The sequence below is a fragment of the Sphingopyxis sp. RIFCSPHIGHO2_12_FULL_65_19 genome (assembly GCF_001830555.1).
In the GTDB taxonomy this organism is placed as follows: Bacteria; Pseudomonadota; Alphaproteobacteria; order Sphingomonadales; family Sphingomonadaceae; genus Sphingopyxis.
The window spans coordinates 1-17292 of sequence record NZ_MIAM01000041.1; the positions used below are offsets into that span (position 1 = coordinate 1).

Sequence of the window (17292 nt, forward strand, 5' to 3'; positions counted from 1 at the left end):
CAGTAAGGCTTTGTTGGTGAAGGCAGGATCGTCTGGATCATGGCTCCCGGCGATCAGCCACCCCTCAAAAACACCCGCGAAACGGGCATAACTATCGACCAGCCCGCCTGCCGGGACCGGGGCGTAACGATGGCCCACGCCCTTGGGGCCGGTTATCGCCTCCATATTGACGCCGACCGAATAGTCACTCTCCGGCACCATCGCCAACCCGTCGGGCAACGGTTTTTTCTCGGTCGCGTCGCCCCATTGCACAACATAATTGTCCTGCACCCGGTTCACGCTCGTCCCGTCCCACCAATGTGCGGCGGCGAGTTTGCGGATGTTGCCAACCCATCCTTGGCTGAAGGGCGCGGGCATCAGTTGAATGACCACGCGGCGCGCCTTGCCCGTGGCGCCGGGCGCCAGGTCCATCACCAGAAGGTCGGATGGTGCGATCGCGATCCAGTCGCTCGCGGGCGCCGCCGCCGCAATCTCGCCGGGTGACGGAATCGGCGTTGGTTCCTGCGCAGTGACCGGAAGGGCGAGCGAAGCGGCAGCGGCGGCCAGAAGCAGATGTTTCATGGCCGATGTCTGCCACGCCCAATCGGCTTGCGAAAGCCCCGCCAAGCGATTAGGGCGCGCGTTCCAAGCATGCGGAGCGGTGGCCGAGTGGTCGAAGGCGCTCGCCTGGAAAGTGAGTATACGTCAAAAGCGTATCGAGGGTTCGAATCCCTCCCGCTCCGCCAACTGCCCCTCCCCAGACGTTTGTCCGGCATATGCTTGTCAAAGGCCTGGCACCCCACTACCCCACGCGGACGCACCTCCGGGCGCCACGACCAGCGGACGCCGCCTCAAAAAGATTTCTTCAGCTGAGCCCTGATTCCCCCACTCCCTATGTCGAACCGCTCAGCATCGGGGCGGGTCGCCGCGCGCTTGCGATCCTGCTTGCCGTTCTGATCCCGGCCGTCCTGCTGTTCATGCTGCTGGCTTTCAATCTGACCACCCGGCCGGACGTCAAAGAAGAAACCATCAGCGTCGTGAACCTGGAGGCAAGCGAGATTTCGCAAGAGGCGCCCGAACCAAGCAACGCGCAGCCGGAACGCACCGCCGAGCCACCGACGTCGCCGCAACCCGCACCCGACGAACCGCAACCAGCACCTCCGCCGCCACGGACCCCCGAACCGAAGACCGCGCCGACCCTGCCGACGCCCAGCGCCGCGCCCGCGCCCCCGCAAAGCGTCGTTCGTCCAAGCGGCGGCGCAGTTTATGGCCCGCCCGATACGCGACGTTCATCCTCGTCATCTGGCGATTCAGAGCGCGTGGGAACGGCGCCAAATGGCGAGCCGCTCTATGCCGCGCGCTGGTATCGCGAGCCGAGGGATGATGAACTGCGCGGATATTTGTCGACCGCCAGCGGCCCAGGCTGGGGGCTGATCGCGTGCCGCACGGCACCAGACTACCGCGTCGAAGATTGTGTCGGGCTGGACGAATATCCGAATGGATCGCAGATCACCCGCGCGGTGCTCGCCGCCGCCTGGGCGTTTCAGGTGCGCCCCCCGCGGCGCGGCGGGCAGCCGCTGGTCGGCGCCTGGGTCCGGATCAGGATCGATTACGGCGTCAAGCGGCGATAGCACGGCGCCGATGCAGGCGCCTGTTGCGGACGTGCACGATAATCTGGGCGGGAACCTGTTCGGCCCACGATCGATATGATAGCAAGAGCGGACGAATCCGGAAATTTTCTCGCCGAAGCGGCAGGTATGAACAGCCGCGCGGTATCGACTGCCTGACTTTCCCGTGAGCCTTCGCGCGCACTGGCAAACAGAGAGAAACGGAAGATGGCTATGCAGACCCCAGCAGAGTTTGAACTGTCGCGCCGCGGCATGCTTGTCGGCGGTGCTGCGTCGGTCGCGGCGGTAACGATCCCGCCGGTGACCGCCGCCCCGACCCGGCCGGCGACGCCGCCGCCAGCGACGGCCAAGGTTGCCTTTGAAGTCAATGGCACGGCGCGCGAGCTGGAAGTCGATACGCGGACCTCGCTGCTCGATGCGCTGCGCGAGCAGTTGCACCTGACCGGCACCAAAAAGGGTTGCGACCACGGCCAGTGCGGCGCCTGCACCGTCATCGTCGACGGCCGCCGTATCAATAGCTGTTTGACCCTGGCGGTCATGCACGAGGGCGACAAGATTGTGACGATCGAGGGATTGGGCACGCCCGACAAGATGCACCCGATGCAGGATGCCTTCGTCGTGCACGACGGCTATCAATGCGGATATTGCACACCGGGCCAGATATGCTCCGCGGTCGCGGTGCTCGACGAGATCAAGGCCGGCATCCCCAGCCATGTCACCGCCGACCTCAACGCGGCACCGAAAGTGACCGCGACAGAGCTTCGCGAACGAATGAGCGGAAACATCTGCCGCTGCGGCGCCTATTCCAATATCATCGACGCGATCAGCGACGTCGCGGGAGTGAAAGCATGAAAAGCTTCACCTATGAACGCGCCGATACGGTCGCAGCCGCAACGGCAGCCTTTGCCCGCGCAAAAGACGCCCGGTTTATCGCAGGCGGCACGAACCTCCTCGACCTGATGAAGCTGGAGATCGAAACGCCTGCGCATCTGATCGACGTCAGCCGCCTTGCGCTCGATCGGATCGATGCCACGCCTGAGGGTGGGCTGCGCATCGGCGCGATGGTTCGCAACACCGACCTTGCCAGCGATACGCGCGTTCGGCGGGACTATGGCCTGTTATCGCGCGCGCTGGTGGCCGGAGCATCGGGCCAGCTTCGCAACAAGGCGACGACCGCGGGCAATCTGCTCCAGCGCACGCGCTGTCCCTATTTTTACGATACGAACCAGCCATGCAACAAGCGCAAGCCGGGCACCGGCTGCGCTGCGATCGGCGGTTTCCATCGCCTGCACGCCGTCATCGGTGCGAGCGACGCGTGCATCGCGACGCACCCCAGCGATATGGCGGTGGCGATGCGTGCGCTGGACGCCAGCGTCGAAACGGTCGATGCGGCCGGAAAGGCCCGCGTGATCCCGATTGCCGATTTTTATCGCGCGCCGGGCACCACACCGCACCTCGAAACCGTGCTCGCGCCGGGCGAGCTCATCACCGCGGTGACACTGCCAAAGCCGGTGGGCGGCACGCACATCTATCACAAGGTCCGCGACCGCGCTTCCTATGCCTTCGCTTTGATTTCGGTCGGCGTCGTGGTGCAGAAGGACGGGACCGGGCGCGTCGCGCTTGGCGGCGTCGGCTACAAGCCCTGGCGCGTCTCCGCGGCGGATGCCGAGTTGCCGCGGGGGGCGAAGGCGGTGACCGCCGCCCTGCTCGACGGCGCGAAGCCGGGCCACGAAAATGCCTATAAACTGCCCCTGGTCGAGCGGACACTCGCCGGGGTGCTGGCACAAGCGAAAGGCTGAACGATGAAGTTCGATACGCCCGCAACGACGAACCCGATCGATCGGCTGAAGGTCGTCGGCAAACCCACCAATCGCATCGACGGCCCGCTCAAGACGACCGGCACCGCACCCTACGCCTATGAACGGCACGACGTCGCAGCCAACCAGGCCTATGGCTATGTGGTGGGATCGGCGATCGCCAAGGGACGCATTGCGTCGATCAATCTCGACGACGCAAAGGCGGCCCCAGGTGTCGTCGCCATTGTCACCGCGGCGGATGCCGGCACGCTCGGCAAAGGCAATTTCAACACCGCCAAGCTGCTCGGCGGCCCCGAAATCGAGCATTATCATCAGGCGATTGCGCTGGTCGTCGCCGACAGTTTTGAACAGGCGCGGGCCGCGGCGTCACTTGTTCGGGTGGAATATGTGCGCGCCAAGGGTGCCTATGACCTTGCCGCCGCGATGGACACCGCGACCAAGCCAAAGGCGTCGTTCGGCGTCGAGGCCGATACCAGTGTCGGCGACTTCGCATCGGCCTTTGCGTCGGCGCCGGTGACGATCGATGCCCGCTATGCCACACCCGACCACACCCATGCGATGATGGAACCGCACGCGTCGATCGCTGCTTGGCAAGATGACAAGTTGACGCTGTGGACATCGAACCAGATGATCGCCTGGTCCGTCGGCGACATGGCGAAAACGCTGGGTATACCAAAGGAGAATATCCGCCTTGATTCGCCCTATATCGGTGGCGGTTTCGGCGGCAAATTGTTCATCCGCGCCGATGCGCTGCTCGCCGCGCTCGGCGCCAAAGCGGCGAAGCGCCCGGTCAAGGTCGCGCTGCCACGCCCGTTCGTGACCAACAACACGACCCATCGCCCGGCGACGATCCAGCGCGTGCGGATCGGTGCGACCGCGGACGGCAAGATTACTGCCATCGGGCACGAAAGCTGGTCGGGCGACCTGCCCGGCGGTGGTCCCGAAACCGCAGTCGCCCAGACGCGGCTGCTATACGCCGGTGCGAACCGGATGACCGCGATGCGCCTGGCAGTGCTCGACTTGCCCGAAGGCAATGCGATGCGCGCGCCCGGCGAAGCGCCGGGCCTGATGGCGCTGGAAATCGCGGTCGACGAAATGGCGGAGAAGCTGGGCATGGACCCGATCGCCTTTCGCGTCCTCAACGACACGCAGGTCGATCCCGAAAAGCCAAGCCGTCCCTTTTCGCAGCGCCGACTGAACGAATGTATGCAGACCGGCGCCGACAAGTTCGGCTGGGCTCGCCGCAACGCAAAGCCGGGCAGCGCGCGCGACGGACGCTGGCTGGTCGGGATGGGGGTCGCGGCGGCGTTTCGCAACAATCTGAATGGTCCTTCCGCGGCGCGGGTGCGGCTCGATCGATCGGGGATCGTAACGGTCGAGACCGACATGACCGACATCGGCACCGGAACCTACACGATCATCGCGCAAACCGCGGCCGAGATGATGGGCCTGCCGCTCGACCGGATCGTCGTCAAACTGGGAGATTCGGCTTTTCCCGTATCGGCAGGTTCGGGCGGTCAATGGGGCGCAAACAGCTCGACCGCCGGTGTCTATGCCGCCTGCGTCAAGCTGCGCGAAATGGTCACAGAAAAGCTGGGGTTCGATGCCGCCACGGCAATATTTGCCGATGGCAAAGTGTCGGTGGGTCGCCGGAGCGCCGCCCTGGAAAAGGCGGCCGACGACAGCGAACTCGTCGCCGAGGACAAGATGGAATATGGCGATCTGGCCGAAAAATATCAGCAATCGACCTTTGGTGCCCATTTTGCGGAAGTCGGCGTCGACGCCATGACCGGCGAGATCCGCGTCCGGCGGATGCTTGCCGTGTGTGCGGCGGGCCGCATCCTCAATCCGAAGGCCGCGCGCAGCCAGGTGATCGGTGCGATGACGATGGGCGCCGGATCGGCGCTGATGGAGGAATTGGCCGTCGACAAGCGTTTCGGCTTTTTCGTCAACCACGATCTTGCGGGTTATGAAGTGCCCGTCCACGCCGACATCCCGCACCAGGACGTCATTTTTCTCGACGAAACCGATCCCACCACATCGCCGATGAAGGCAAAGGGTGTCGGCGAACTTGGGATTTGCGGGGTCGCTGCGGCCATTGCCAATGCCGTCTACAACGCCACCGGCGTGCGCGTCCGCAACTATCCGATCACGCTCGACAAACTGCTCGACAAGCTGCCGGATATCGCATGACCCCGTCCCCGCGCGCCTGCCGTCAGGTTCCGCGCAGATCCTGGGGTCGGTCGATATCGGCGAGTTCGTCGGCGCTGGTGCGGACAAGCGCCGCGCCTGCGAGCAGCCCCTTGCCGCCGCGGTCGCCTTCCCCGGCGCACAGCGCATCGAAAAGCGAACGGTCGAACAGCGCCGGCGGCATGGCCGCATCGCCGTCGGTCGATGCGACTACGGGCGCGCCGACTGGATCGAAACGCGCGAGCAGCCTTCGCAAATGGACCGCACCGACGAAGGGCATATCGGCGAGGCAGACGAGCGCCGCCCTTTCGGTGCCCCGCGCCGCCGACGCGATGCCGGATGCCAGTGACTGCGACAGGCCGCGCTCGCTATGCGGATTGACCGCAATGTCGAAACCAAGCGCCCCCAATTGCCGCGCCAGCGGTCCATCCGCATCGCGGCACACGGCGATACGTCGCGCCGGCGCCAATTCGGCGATCCGCCGCGCCGCATGCAACGCGAGTGCTTCGCCCGCCAACGGCGCAAGCAACTTGTCATCGCGGCCGAAACGCTCGGACCTCCCGGCGGCAAGCAGGATGGCGACAATCTCGTCTGCATCGATCATGGCCGATCAGCGTCCTTCCCGTGCCGTGCGCGCAGCGTGCATCCTGACCGCAGAATTGGCATGATAGCAACCTCGCCCGCCGATATATTGCGCTTCATTGCCACCCGGAACGACGAGGGCATCGCGGCCACCCTTGTGACGCTCACCGGAATCGAAGGATCGTCGCCACGCGCGATCGGAGCCCAGATGGCCGTCGCGGAGGATGGGCGATATCTCGGTTCCTTTTCGGGAGGCTGCGTCGAGGCCGCCGTGGTCGCCGAAGCGATCGAGACGCTGGCCGACGGAAACGCCCGGCGCGTGCGCTTCGGCGCGGGTTCACCCTATCTGGATATTCGCCTGCCCTGCGGCAGCGGTATCGACCTGCTGTTCACCCCGCGCCCTTCCCCCGACGCGATCAACCAAATCCTCTCCTGCCTCGAGCGGAGGGAACCCGCCGTCCTGCTCCTCTCGCAAGAGGGGGTCCGCTGTGCATCTCCGATCGACAATGATGCGGCGACCGGCTGGCGGGACGACCAGTTTCTGCTCCGCTTCGCGCCCACGCTGCGTATCTTGGTGATGGGCCAAGGCGAGGAACTCACGGCGCTCGCGCGGCTTGCCCATGCGTTCGGCGCCGACATCTGCGCCATGTCGCCCGACCGGCCCGCGTTGGCCCAGCTTGCCATTGAGGGCATCGAGACCGCCGAACTTGCCACGCGCACCATGCTTCCGCCGGTCGTCAGCGATGACTGGACCGCCATCCTCTCGGTCTTTCACGACCGCGATTGGGAAGAGGCGCTGCTGCCCGATGCGCTGCGCCTCCCGGGCTTCTATGTCGGTGCAATCGGGAGCCCGCGCACGCAAAGGGACCGGCGCGATGCACTCGACGCGGCGGGTGTGCCTCGGTCGGTTGGCGACAGGCTCAGCTCGTCGGTCGGACTGATCCCGGCGACGCGCGACCCGTCGATGCTGGCCCTGTCGGCGCTGGCGCAGATCGCGCAGGAATATCACGCGATCGCCGCGCGACATGGTGCGCCGACAAACGCCGACGCTCCGGTATCGACCGACGCGCTTCATACCGCCTGAGTGATGGAAAATCCGACGGCTCGCGCTCGCGAAAACCGGCTGGAAGGGAAATGGCGCACCCGGAACGATTCGAACGTCCGACCCTCAGATTCGTAGTTTTGTGGTCCGCCTTTCCTCTGGTTTCCGGTGCGCCTCCCCGATTTTCCAGACTCGACGCATTTCTAACGCTGTTCCTTTCCTGTTCTCGCCTTGCCTTTCCGTCGCTTGCCGCTAGGATGATTGCCAGATGATTGCCAACGGAGCGGGCAAGAGAAATGGCGACGGGCAAAATCACAAAACGCGCGGTGGACGCGATGCGGGCCGGGCCTAGCAATGACTTCCTGTGGGACACTGAGGTTAAAGGCTTCGGGGTAAAGATCACCCCGGCGGGCAAGCGGGTCTATATCCTGCAATACCGCCTTGGCGGCGCTGGGACGGCGACGAAGCGCTACACCATCGGCGCGCACGGCCCATGGACGCCTGACGCTGCCGAAAAAGAGGCAAAGCGGCTGCTCGCGCTGGTCGATCAGGGGAAAGACCCCGCCGACGATAAGCGCCAGCGGGTCCGCGAAGCCACCGACCTGACCTTTAGCGCGGTCGCCGATCGATTCGAGCAACTGGAATTGCCCAAGCGGTGGGCGAAGTCGGGCGGCTTCGTCAAAGACGCCTTGCGCCTTCACCTCCGCCCCAAGCTGGGCAAGCGGCCGCTCCCGTCGATCACGGGACAAGAGATTGTCGCGCTGCTTGATGACTTACAGGGCGGGCAGGCCATGCGCCGCAACGTCTATGCCGTCGCGCATCGCATCTTTCGTTGGGCACAGGGCCGCGGTGAGATCGACCGCAACCCGCTAGAGGGTGTCGAGGCGCCTAAGCCGGTGGCGAGCCGCGATCGCGTTCTGTCCGATGAGGAACTGCGCCTTGTGTGGATCGCGAGCGAGGAATTGGGTGCGACGTTCGGCGCGCTGGTTCGCCTGTTGCTGCTGACCGGGCAACGCCGCGATGAAGTCGCCGGTCTGGAATGGCGGGAGCTTGACCGCGCCCGCGCCGAGTGGATTTTGCCCGGTGCCAGGGCAAAAAATGGCAGGGAGCATCTTGTGCCGCTGTCACTGCAAGCCGTAGCCGAATTTGACGCGCTCGCAGGCGGCGAGACGTGGCCGCGCAAAGGCTATGTCCTAACAACCGACGCGGGCAAATCGCGCGTCTCTGGCTTCTCAAAAGCCAAGCGTAAGCTAGACGGTGAGATTGCGGACCTGATCGAGGACGACGCGCCGCCGGTGCAGCCGTGGCGCTTCCACGATCTGCGGCGCTCGGTCGCGACGGGCCTTCAACGCCTTCGCATCCCGTCTGACTGGATCGAGGCTGTCCAGAACCGTCGCAAGGCGGGAATTGCTGGCACCTATCAGCGGTATGCCTTTGCCGACGAAAAGCTGGAGGCGTTGCAGACGTGGGGCGGGCACGTCGCTTCGCTCATGGTTACCAAGGATAATGTGGTGCAGATCGCGGGACGCCGATGAAAAAAGGGCAATGGGATTTCTACGAGATCGTTCTGTGGATTGGTTCTCGGTCGCCACAATTGATCGCGGATTTCCAATCTTTGCGGGATGGGCGCCAGTATAACAACTATCGCCCTCCTTCCGGTGGCGAAATGTTCTTAATTCACTCCCTTTTGGACGGTGCCGTCGTTGGCTACGGCAACGCGATCGATGAGCTGCGAGTGGCCCTACAGGATAACGCATTTTGCGCCAGCGCACTTGGCCCCGATGGGACAAGAGCGATGCGTGCTGCTTACGAATTTTCTGACTGGTCGATTTCTTATGAGACCAGCGGGACTTATGTCACACGCGAGCTGTTCGACGTGCGGGCGTCGGCTAATGACGTGATCTTCCATTGGCCGCAGTCGTGCTCCGATCTCACGAGATACTCTGACAGTTCAGGTGGCCCCGGCCGTAAATCGGTAAAGCATATTGTGGCTGGCGAGATATGGGACAGCCGCAGAAGTCGAAAACTACCGCTCTCTCCTACTCTTAGGGAAGAGGCCGCGGCGTGTCTCGCCGATTTCGATGCATTGGACGGTGTGCAGGGTCTGGCCCGACCTGAGAAGCCCAAAACGGTAGAGGGTTGGCTGCGCGACCAATACAACGCGGCCAAAGCGGCAGCCCAAAATAGCGGGCGATAAACTATAAAATCAGAGCAATTTATCGCCAGTATTTATCGCTTCCAGCGTTTGCCAGTCCTTTCCTGCCCGAACCATTGGGCAGGAGAACCGACATGCAAACTATCGATATTCTGGCGGTAAACGAGGATGAAGCCTCGAAGCTGATTGGCGTTTCAGTTTCATCCCTTCAAAAAATGCGGATGCGCGGCGATGGCCCGCCCTATGCCAAAGTTGGTCAGCGTGTCCGCTACCGTCCGTCCGATCTGGCGGCATTCGTCGCAAGCCGTATCGTTCGCTCGACCAGCGAGCAGGTTGCTGCGTGACCTATGGGCGGGGTCATCAACGGTCGTTCGCACCGTAACGCGAAAGACCGCACCGACGTAAAGCCGCGTGCGGTCCCCGAATTGCCTAAGCTGGCGGGCTGGCTCGAATTAGATAGCGCAGAGGCGCGACGGCTTCAAGTGTGGGGCCAGCGGATCATCGACGACATAAAGCAATGGCGGCACCGCGAGGCTCGCCGCCGCGAGGGGGTGCGGCCATGACCGACAACCCGACAACTGCCGTCGTGCGCATCAAGTTTCTGGCCGAACACCAACGGCAAGCCTGCAACGCAATCGAGACCGGCAAGGGCCTGTTGAGCCGTGCCGAATCCTCGTTTCTCCACCGCATCCGCGAACAGGTCGTCATCACCGACAAACAGCGCCGGTATCTCAACGATCTCGATGTTCGCCTGAAATGGGAGCTGTCCCTTGAACATCTCTGAAACCGCGTGGGCGCTTTTCCACGCCCACACGCTCGACGACATGGCGCAGCGTGCATGGGAAGCGGGCTATTTTCCCGACCATGCCGAGCGCCCGACCGTTGACGAGTTTGTCACGGCGCTCGGCGATACCTACCGCGGCGTCAATCGGACGTTCCGCCCCGATGACTATGCCGAGCTTGATGCGTACGGCGCCGCTCGCGATCAGCGATTTGCTGTGGAGCGTGCCAAGCAGGAAGGCGCCCCGCTTGCCGACGACATGGGCCAGCCTGCCACCTATGACGACATCATCGCGAACAGCCCGCCCGCCCACGGCTATGACGACTGGACGAATGCGGTTGTGTCGAAGGTCGGGAATATCCGTGTCGACAAGTTGGAAAGCCCGCAGGATATCGGACAGGCGCTCAAGATCGCCGAGAACGTGGCCGGCGGATTCGATGCTGCCAAGCGCGGCAAGATCAGCTTCGCCGAGACGCAGCAACTGGCCCAAGACCTCGGGATGACGGCCGACGATCTGCTTGCCCGTCGCAAGGGGCAGGCGTTCAGTGCAGAGGAAGCCTATGCCGCGCGAGCGATCCTCGCGAAGTCTGGCAACGAGTTGGTCACGATGGCAAAGCGCCTTCGAGCGATCGGCGAAGATCCCGGCTCTGAGGCGCTGTCCACCTTCCGTAAGGCGATGGTCCGTCACGCTGCAATTCAGGAGCAGGTATCGGGCATGACGGCCGAAGCGGGCCGCGCGCTCTCCGCCTTCCGCATAGCGGCTGATAGCCGTGACGTTCCGGGGCGCATCCTCGAAGGGCTGGCGAACAGCGGTGGCAGCTCGCGCCGTCTGAAAGAAGCCGCAGATGCTATCATCGATCTTGAGGCTGACCCCACCAACCTGAACCGATTTATCGAGAAGGCCAGCAAGCCGAAGTTCTCCGATCGCGCGCAAGAGATTTGGTACAACTATCTTCTGTCCGGTCCGACTACGCACATGGTCAACACGCTCTCCAACACGATGACGGCGCTGGGGCAGATTCCCGAACATGCCATCGCCGCAGGCGTTGGCGCCGCCCGCCGCGCAATCAGCCGGGACGCGACCGACCGGGTTCTGTTTTCCGAACTTGGCGCCCGCTCGCTCGGGCTTTTGCAGGGAACCAAGGAAGGCATTCGTCAATTCGCTCGCGCTTTTCGCACGGGCGAGTCGGCAGACTTCGTGACCAAGATGGAGCAGCAGACGCAAAAGGCGGTGTCGGGGATCAAGGGCGATATCCTCCGCATCCCTACCCGCTTGCTGACGGCAGAGGACGAACTGTTCAAGGCGATGGCCCGACGCATGGAGCTTTCGGGGCTCGCGGTGCGCCAAGCCGCAAAAGAGGGTCTCAGGGGGCAGGAAGCGAAAGACCGTGCCGCCGAACTGCTCGCCAACCCCACTGATGCAATGATGGAGAAGGCCCTAGACTATGGACGTTATCTCACTTTTCAGCGTCCGCTCGGCGATGGCTTGGCTGGCGGCCTGTCTCGCATCACGCAAAACCAGCCGATGTTCAAAGCGATCCTCCCCTTTGTCCGCACCCCGACTAACCTGATCAAATTCACGGCGGAACGCTCGCCCCTTGCTCCGATGGTCAAGGAATGGCGCCGCGACTTCGCAGCCGGTGGCGCTCGCCGCGACCTCGCGATTGCCAAGGTGATGGTCGGGTCAGGGATGGGTGCGACGATTGCCGAACTGGCAAATCAGGGAGTTATCACCGGCTCACCGCCGAGCGACGAGAACCAGCGCCGCCTGATGATGGCGAACGGCTGGCAGCCCTACAGCATCAAGATCGGCGATCAATATTATAGCTATCGCCGCCTCGATCCTTTCGCGATGACGTTCGGCACCGCTGCCGATCTCGCTACGATGGGCGACGGGATGACCGAGAAGCAACGCGACAAGGGCGCCGCGCTGTGGACTGCCTCGGTCGTCGCCAACCTCGCGAGCCGCACATGGCTCTCGGGCGTGACCGACGCACTGGAAGCCTTGCAAGACCCGGAACGCTACTCGGGCAACTTCATCAAGCGGCTGGTCGGCGCTGCCACGGTTCCCACCGGATCGGCGCAGATTGCCCGCACAATGGACCCGACGATGCGGGAGACTCCAGATATCCCCACCTACATGTCGTCGCGGATGCCGGGGCAGTCTGACAACCTCCTGCCCAAACGGGACGTATGGGGTCAGCCAATCGTCGCAGAGGGCGGCGTCGGGCCTGATATCCTCTCGCCGATCTGGACCACCACCGACCGCAAAGACCCCATCACACGGGAGGCGCTGCGCGTCGGTGCCAAGGTGTCGCCCCCGAGCAAGGGTGACCTGACGCCCGAACAATATGACAAGCTACAGCCTGTCGTTGGCGATCTCGCTCGCAAGTGGATCGGGCAGCTCATGGCCTCTCCCGACTACAAGGCGATGGATCGCGAAACTCAGGCTGATGAAATCGGTGATGTGATGGAGGCCGCGCGCAAAGAGGGCAAAGCCCATGTCCTTGGCGGGGAGCCGTTGAACGATGTTCGCCCGGTCAAGAAGCCCCGCGGGTCGTCGAATGCGTCGGGCCTGCCTGACGGGTTCGCGCTCGACGAACTGCCGGAAGGTTTCGTCATGGACAGATGAGGAAAGCTCTATATCGCTAGGCGTGCTACTAGGGGAGATCACGCCAATGTCGATTTTAACGCGCGCTACCATGTTGGCCGCAGCACTTCTCGTTTTGCCATCCAGCGCCCATGCCGAGGCAACGGGCCGGGAGTTTCTGCAAAACATCGACAAAGGAGGCGAAAGCGCTGAAGTCTATAAACTGGCACTTTTCGCTTACAGCACCGGGATTGGATGGGCGCATTCAGCGATGACAAACGATGGCGCAGCGCCAGCATATTGCGTGCCCGACACTCTTTCCATCACCGCCGACCAAGTTCTGAGTATGGTGCGAGAAGCCGTCAAAGCACAGCCTGAGCTTAAGGAGTTGCCAGCGGGCCTCGTCGTTTGGGCCGCCTACCTTTACACCTTCCCCTGCCGCCCTTGACGCCTTGATAGGGATCGCCAAGATTGAAGCGCGAAACCGCTCCGCGAGATTGCCATATGATTGCCAGTCCGCAAATTGCGGAAGGTCCATCCAGCTAAGTTATTGAAAAAATGGCGCACCCGGAACGATTCGAACGTCCGACCCTCAGATTCGTAGTCTGATGCTCTATCCAGCTGAGCTACGGGTGCGTGGAGAGGCGCCTTTAAGACTCGCGGCGCGGGGGCGCAACCCCCTATTTCAGCTTTGTGACCGTTCGGCACGACGATTGACCACGGATCGCCGTCAGCGCGCCGATTTCCGAGGGGTCTTTCAGCAGAAGACGCACCAGCGCGATTCCTCGATCATGTTGCGTGCGCACGACTTCGGCGCCTTTCGGCACCTCCTGCCCCGCCCGCGCGACGATGATTCGGAATGGCTTGCCCCCTGCCTCGACATCGTTGCGCACGAAAATCACATCGGTCGCGGCGTCGAAGATGCTGAGCGAGCTATAGCGTCCCGGCACCGGGGTCATGTCGATTGCGATCGGTCCTTTCGACAGGTCGTAGGGGCAGGTCGAATATGCGAGATCGGGGCTCGGACGGACGACCGGCTGGCGTTCCGGCGTTGCCAGATTGCCGTGAGACATGTGGTTGATCCCGCCCTGCCCCAGCCGTTCCATCGCGACATTCATCAGGCCATAGGGGATCGCCAGGATCGCCGCACCCGCGGTCGCCGCTGCGACGATCAGACCAAAGGCGAGCGGACCGAGCCAAGCGCGCATCTCAGCAGCCCTCCTTCACCAACCGCGGCAGCGCCGCACGCGCCGGCGCCGCGCGGAAGGCCTTCCCCGGATTATACATGCGCAGCGTCAGCTGGAAGGGCCCGCCTTTGCCTCCCGGCAACCAGGCGCCGGCCGCGGGCTTGGCGGGCGAAATGGTAACGCGCCATTCGCCATTTGCATCGAGCGCCACATTGGCGCCGTTGACCGACCAGTTGCGGGCCGCATTATCGACCAGATAGCCCTGTTCGTCATAGACGGTCACGCTCCACCAGCGCGCGTCGAGCGCCGTTCCCGACAGGCTGTAACGGCAATCGCCGTCGAGCGGCGCCCCCGCCTCATCGGTCGTTGCCATCCAGTAGAGGGTTTCCTTGGCGGGCAGTGCGAGCAGCCCCGAACGCGCGACCATCGCGCGCGTCAGCGGATCGGTCGCCTTGGTGCCGTAACCGAGCGAGGTCGTCCACGCACCGTTGCGGATCGCGCCGTCGCCGAGGCCGCCGCCGGTCAGCGCCCACGCCGCGCCGAGCCCCACCGCCAATCCGCCCACCAAAGTGATCGTATAGCGGTGCCAGCTCTTCATGACGCGCCCTCCCCGGCTATTTCGCCTTCAACGCCGCCTGTGCTGCCGCCAGACGTGCGATCGGCACACGGTAGGGCGAGGCGCTGACATAGTCGAGGCCGGTTCGTTCGCAGAAATGGATGCTCGGTGCGTCGCCGCCATGTTCGCCGCAAATGCCGAGTTTGACGTCGGGACGCGTCTTGCGGCCGCGGTCAGCAGCGATCTCGATCAACTGGCCGACGCCTTCGACGTCAAGGCTGACGAACGGGTCGGTCAGGAAGATGCCCTTGTCCACATATTGCGTCAGGAAGCGTCCCGCATCGTCACGGCTGATGCCGATCGTCGTCTGGGTCAGGTCGTTGGTGCCGAACGAGAAAAATTCGGCGGTTTCGGCAATCTCGCCCGCCATCAGCGCGGCGCGCGGCAGTTCGATCATCGTGCCGACGAGGTAGGCGATCTCGCGGCCCTTTTCGGCGAACACAGCCTTGGCCTGCGCGTCGACGACAGCCTTCATCAAATCGAATTCGCGGCGCGTCGCCACCAGCGGAATCATCACCTCGGGGATCGGTGCCGCGCCGGTTGTCTCGGCGACGTCGCACGCCGCCTCAAAGATCGCGCGCGCCTGCATCTCATAGATTTCGGGATAAGTGACGCCCAGGCGGCAGCCGCGATGGCCGAGCATCGGGTTGAACTCGTGCAACTCGTTCGCCCGCGCCTTCAATGCCTCGATGCCCACCCCCGCGGCTTCCGCAACGTCAGCGAAATCCTCTTCGCGCGTCGGCAGAAATTCGTGCAAGGGAGGGTCGAGCAGCCGGATCGTAACCGGCAGTCCCGCCATCACGCCGAAAATCGCGGCAAAGTCGCCGCGCTGTTCGGGTAGAAGTTTCGCGAGCGCCGCGCGGCGTCCGGCTTCGCTGTCGGCGAGGATCATCTCGCGCACCGCGGTGATCCGCGCGGCGTCGAAGAACATATGTTCGGTACGGCAGAGCCCGATGCCCTCGGCCCCGAAATCGCGCGCGACCTGCGCATCCTGCGGCGTTTCGGCGTTGGCGCGCACCTTCATCCGGCGGACCTTGTCGGCCCAGGTCATCAGCGTCCCGAAATCGCCGACGAGTTCGGGGAGCAGGGTCTTGACCTCGCCCGCCATCACTTCGCCGGTCGAACCGTCGAGGGTCAGGATATCGCCTTCGCGCAATTCACGCCCGCCGACGCGCAGCACGCGCGCGGCGCCGTCGATCGACAGCCCGCCTGCACCCGAAACGCACGGGCGGCCCATGCCGCGCGCGACGACCGCCGCGTGGCTGGTCATTCCGCCCCGCGCGGTCAAAATGCCCTTGGCGGCGTGCATCCCGTGAATATCCTCAGGGCTCGTCTCGACGCGGACGAGGATCACCGCTTCCCCCATTTCCGCGGCCTTTTCGGCGCCATCGGCGGTGAACATGATCTTGCCCGATGCCGCGCCGGGGCTGGCGGGCAGCCCCTTGGTCAGCACGTCGCGCGGCGCGTCGGGGTCGAGCGTCGGGTGAAGCAACTGATCGAGCGCGCCGGGATCGACGCGGCCGACTGCTTCCTCTTCGCTGATCAGCCCTTCCGCCGCCATGTCGACGGCGATCTTCAGCGCCGCCTTCGCGGTGCGCTTGCCCGAACGGGTTTGCAGCATCCAGAGCGTCCCGCGTTCGACGGTGAACTCGATGTCCTGCATGTCGCGATAATGCGTTTCGAGCGTGTCGAAGACGCGGCCCAGTTCCTCGAACGTCTCGGGCATCGCCTCTTCCATCGACGCCGGCTTGGCGCCCGCCTTTTCGCGTGCGACCTTGGTCAGATATTGCGGCGTGCGGATGCCCGCGACGACGTCCTCGCCCTGCGCGTTGATCAGCCATTCGCCGTACCAGGCGCGCTCGCCGGTCGCGGGGTCGCGCGTGAAGGCCACGCCGGTGGCCGACGTATCGCCCATATTGCCGAACACCATCGCCTGCACATTGACCGCGGTGCCCCATTCGGCGGGGATCGAGTTCAGGCGGCGATAGACTTTGGCGCGGTCGCTTTCCCAGCTTGCGAACACAGCACCGACCGCGCCCCACAGCTGGTCGTTCGGCTCCTGCGGGAAGGGCGCGCCGGTCTCGCGTGCGACGATCGCCTGATATTCCTTGACCAGCGCCTGCCAGTCTTCAGCCGACATCTCGGTATCGAGGTAGAAGCCCCTGTCTTCCTTGGCGATTTCCAGCGCTTCTTCAAATTCGGCATGGTCGAGACCCATGACGACGTCGGCGTACATCTGGACAAAGCGGCGATAGCTGTCCCACGCGAAGCGCGGGTCGCCCGAAGCATCGGACAGGCCGACGACGGTGCGGTCGTTGAGCCCGAGGTTGAGGACGGTGTCCATCATCCCCGGCATCGACACGCGCGCGCCCGAACGAACCGAGACGAGCAACGGATCGGCTGCGTCGCCGAATTTTTTGCCGGTGATTCCTTCGATATGCGCGATGCCCGCTGTGACCTCTTCGATCAGGCCGGCGGGGAACTGCTCGCCATTGGCATAATAAGCGGTGCAGACATCGGTGGTGATCGTAAAGCCCGGGGGCACCGGCAGGCCGATCGAGGCCATTTCGGCGAGGTTCGACCCCTTGCCGCCCAGCAATTCCTTGGAACGCTCGGCCGTGGTCGCGTCGCCGCCGAACAAATGCACCATCGTCGTCATATGTAGCTCCTGCTGCCCCGGGGAGGAGGTTGCGGCTGGATAGGGTTGAGAAGGCTTATCGTCGAT

16 protein-coding genes and 2 tRNA genes are annotated in these 17292 nt (G+C 63.9%); 12 read left to right on the forward strand and 6 right to left on the reverse strand.

Features of this window, described 5'->3' with window-relative positions; all coding sequences use genetic code 11:
* Positions 1–561, reverse strand: a 561-nt coding sequence (locus A3E77_RS11640; protein WP_458574446.1) for a peptidylprolyl isomerase, incomplete at its 3' end; no start/stop codon positions are given.
* 73 nt (positions 562–634) lie between these two features.
* Here A3E77_RS11640 and A3E77_RS11645 point away from each other — a divergent pair.
* From A3E77_RS11645 to paoC, 5 genes are all read left to right on the forward strand, one after another.
* Positions 635–725, forward strand: a tRNA-Ser gene (locus A3E77_RS11645).
* A gap of 30 nt (positions 726–755) precedes the next feature.
* Positions 756–1610 (forward strand): hypothetical protein, encoded by an 855-nt coding sequence (locus A3E77_RS11650; protein ID WP_293646065.1) that lies wholly within the window; start codon positions 756–758, stop codon positions 1608–1610.
* Between the two features lie 210 nt (positions 1611–1820).
* Positions 1821–2459 carry an aldehyde dehydrogenase iron-sulfur subunit PaoA gene (gene paoA, locus A3E77_RS11655; protein WP_293646237.1) on the forward strand — a complete coding sequence of 213 codons (639 nt, stop codon included), beginning with the start codon at positions 1821–1823 and terminating at the stop codon, positions 2457–2459.
* Positions 2456–3406, forward strand: coding sequence for an FAD binding domain-containing protein (locus A3E77_RS11660; RefSeq protein ID WP_293646067.1), 951 nt, complete (start codon positions 2456–2458; stop codon positions 3404–3406). Before paoA ends, A3E77_RS11660 begins: the two co-directional genes overlap by 4 nt.
* A gap of 3 nt (positions 3407–3409) precedes the next feature.
* The gene (gene paoC, locus A3E77_RS11665; protein ID WP_293646069.1) at positions 3410–5617 is read left to right on the forward strand and encodes an aldehyde oxidoreductase molybdenum-binding subunit PaoC; all 2208 of its coding nucleotides are present in this window, start codon (positions 3410–3412) and stop codon (positions 5615–5617) included.
* 22 nt (positions 5618–5639) lie between these two features.
* On the opposite strand, the gene A3E77_RS11670 is transcribed toward paoC, so the two are convergent.
* A complete protein-coding gene (locus tag A3E77_RS11670) occupies positions 5640–6218 on the reverse strand; it encodes a nucleotidyltransferase family protein (RefSeq protein WP_293646071.1) in 579 nt (192 codons plus the stop codon).
* A 60-nt stretch (positions 6219–6278) separates the two neighbouring features.
* Between A3E77_RS11670 and A3E77_RS11675 the strand changes: the two genes are divergently transcribed.
* From A3E77_RS11675 to A3E77_RS11705, 7 genes are all read left to right on the forward strand, one after another.
* A complete protein-coding gene (locus A3E77_RS11675; protein WP_293646073.1) occupies positions 6279–7280 on the forward strand; it encodes an XdhC family protein in 1002 nt (333 codons plus the stop codon).
* Positions 7281–7534: 254 nt separating this feature from the next.
* Entirely contained in the window at positions 7535–8773 is a 1239-nt protein-coding gene (locus tag A3E77_RS11680; protein WP_293646075.1) for a tyrosine-type recombinase/integrase, read from the forward strand.
* The gene (locus A3E77_RS11685; RefSeq protein ID WP_293646077.1) at positions 8770–9435 is read left to right on the forward strand and encodes a hypothetical protein; all 666 of its coding nucleotides are present in this window, start codon (positions 8770–8772) and stop codon (positions 9433–9435) included. The genes A3E77_RS11680 and A3E77_RS11685 overlap by 4 nt, the downstream gene beginning before the upstream one ends.
* 92 nt (positions 9436–9527) lie before the next feature.
* Positions 9528–9737: a helix-turn-helix transcriptional regulator gene (locus tag A3E77_RS11690; RefSeq protein WP_293646079.1), complete on the forward strand. Its 210-nt coding sequence runs from the start codon at positions 9528–9530 to the stop codon at positions 9735–9737.
* Between the two features lie 215 nt (positions 9738–9952).
* Complete coding sequence (locus A3E77_RS11695) at positions 9953–10177, forward strand: hypothetical protein (RefSeq protein WP_241940579.1); 225 nt, start codon at positions 9953–9955, stop codon at positions 10175–10177.
* On the forward strand, positions 10164–12806 hold the full coding sequence (locus tag A3E77_RS11700; RefSeq protein ID WP_293646081.1) for a hypothetical protein: 2643 nt from the start codon (positions 10164–10166) through the stop codon (positions 12804–12806). The genes A3E77_RS11695 and A3E77_RS11700 overlap by 14 nt, the downstream gene beginning before the upstream one ends.
* 46 nt (positions 12807–12852) lie before the next feature.
* A complete protein-coding gene (locus A3E77_RS11705) occupies positions 12853–13212 on the forward strand; it encodes a Rap1a/Tai family immunity protein (protein WP_293646083.1) in 360 nt (119 codons plus the stop codon).
* Between the two features lie 111 nt (positions 13213–13323).
* Here the strand turns inward: A3E77_RS11705 and A3E77_RS11710 are convergent.
* From A3E77_RS11710 to ppdK, 4 genes are all read right to left on the reverse strand, one after another.
* Positions 13324–13400, reverse strand: a tRNA-Arg gene (locus A3E77_RS11710).
* 44 nt (positions 13401–13444) lie between these two features.
* A complete protein-coding gene (locus A3E77_RS11715; RefSeq protein WP_293646085.1) occupies positions 13445–13972 on the reverse strand; it encodes a DUF1254 domain-containing protein in 528 nt (175 codons plus the stop codon).
* Between the two features lies 1 nt (position 13973).
* A complete protein-coding gene (locus A3E77_RS11720; RefSeq protein WP_293646087.1) occupies positions 13974–14549 on the reverse strand; it encodes a DUF1214 domain-containing protein in 576 nt (191 codons plus the stop codon).
* Between the two features lie 16 nt (positions 14550–14565).
* Positions 14566–17226, reverse strand: a complete 2661-nt coding sequence (gene ppdK, locus A3E77_RS11725; RefSeq protein WP_293646089.1) for a pyruvate, phosphate dikinase — start codon at positions 17224–17226, stop codon at positions 14566–14568.
* Between the last annotated feature and the right edge of the window lie 66 nt (positions 17227–17292).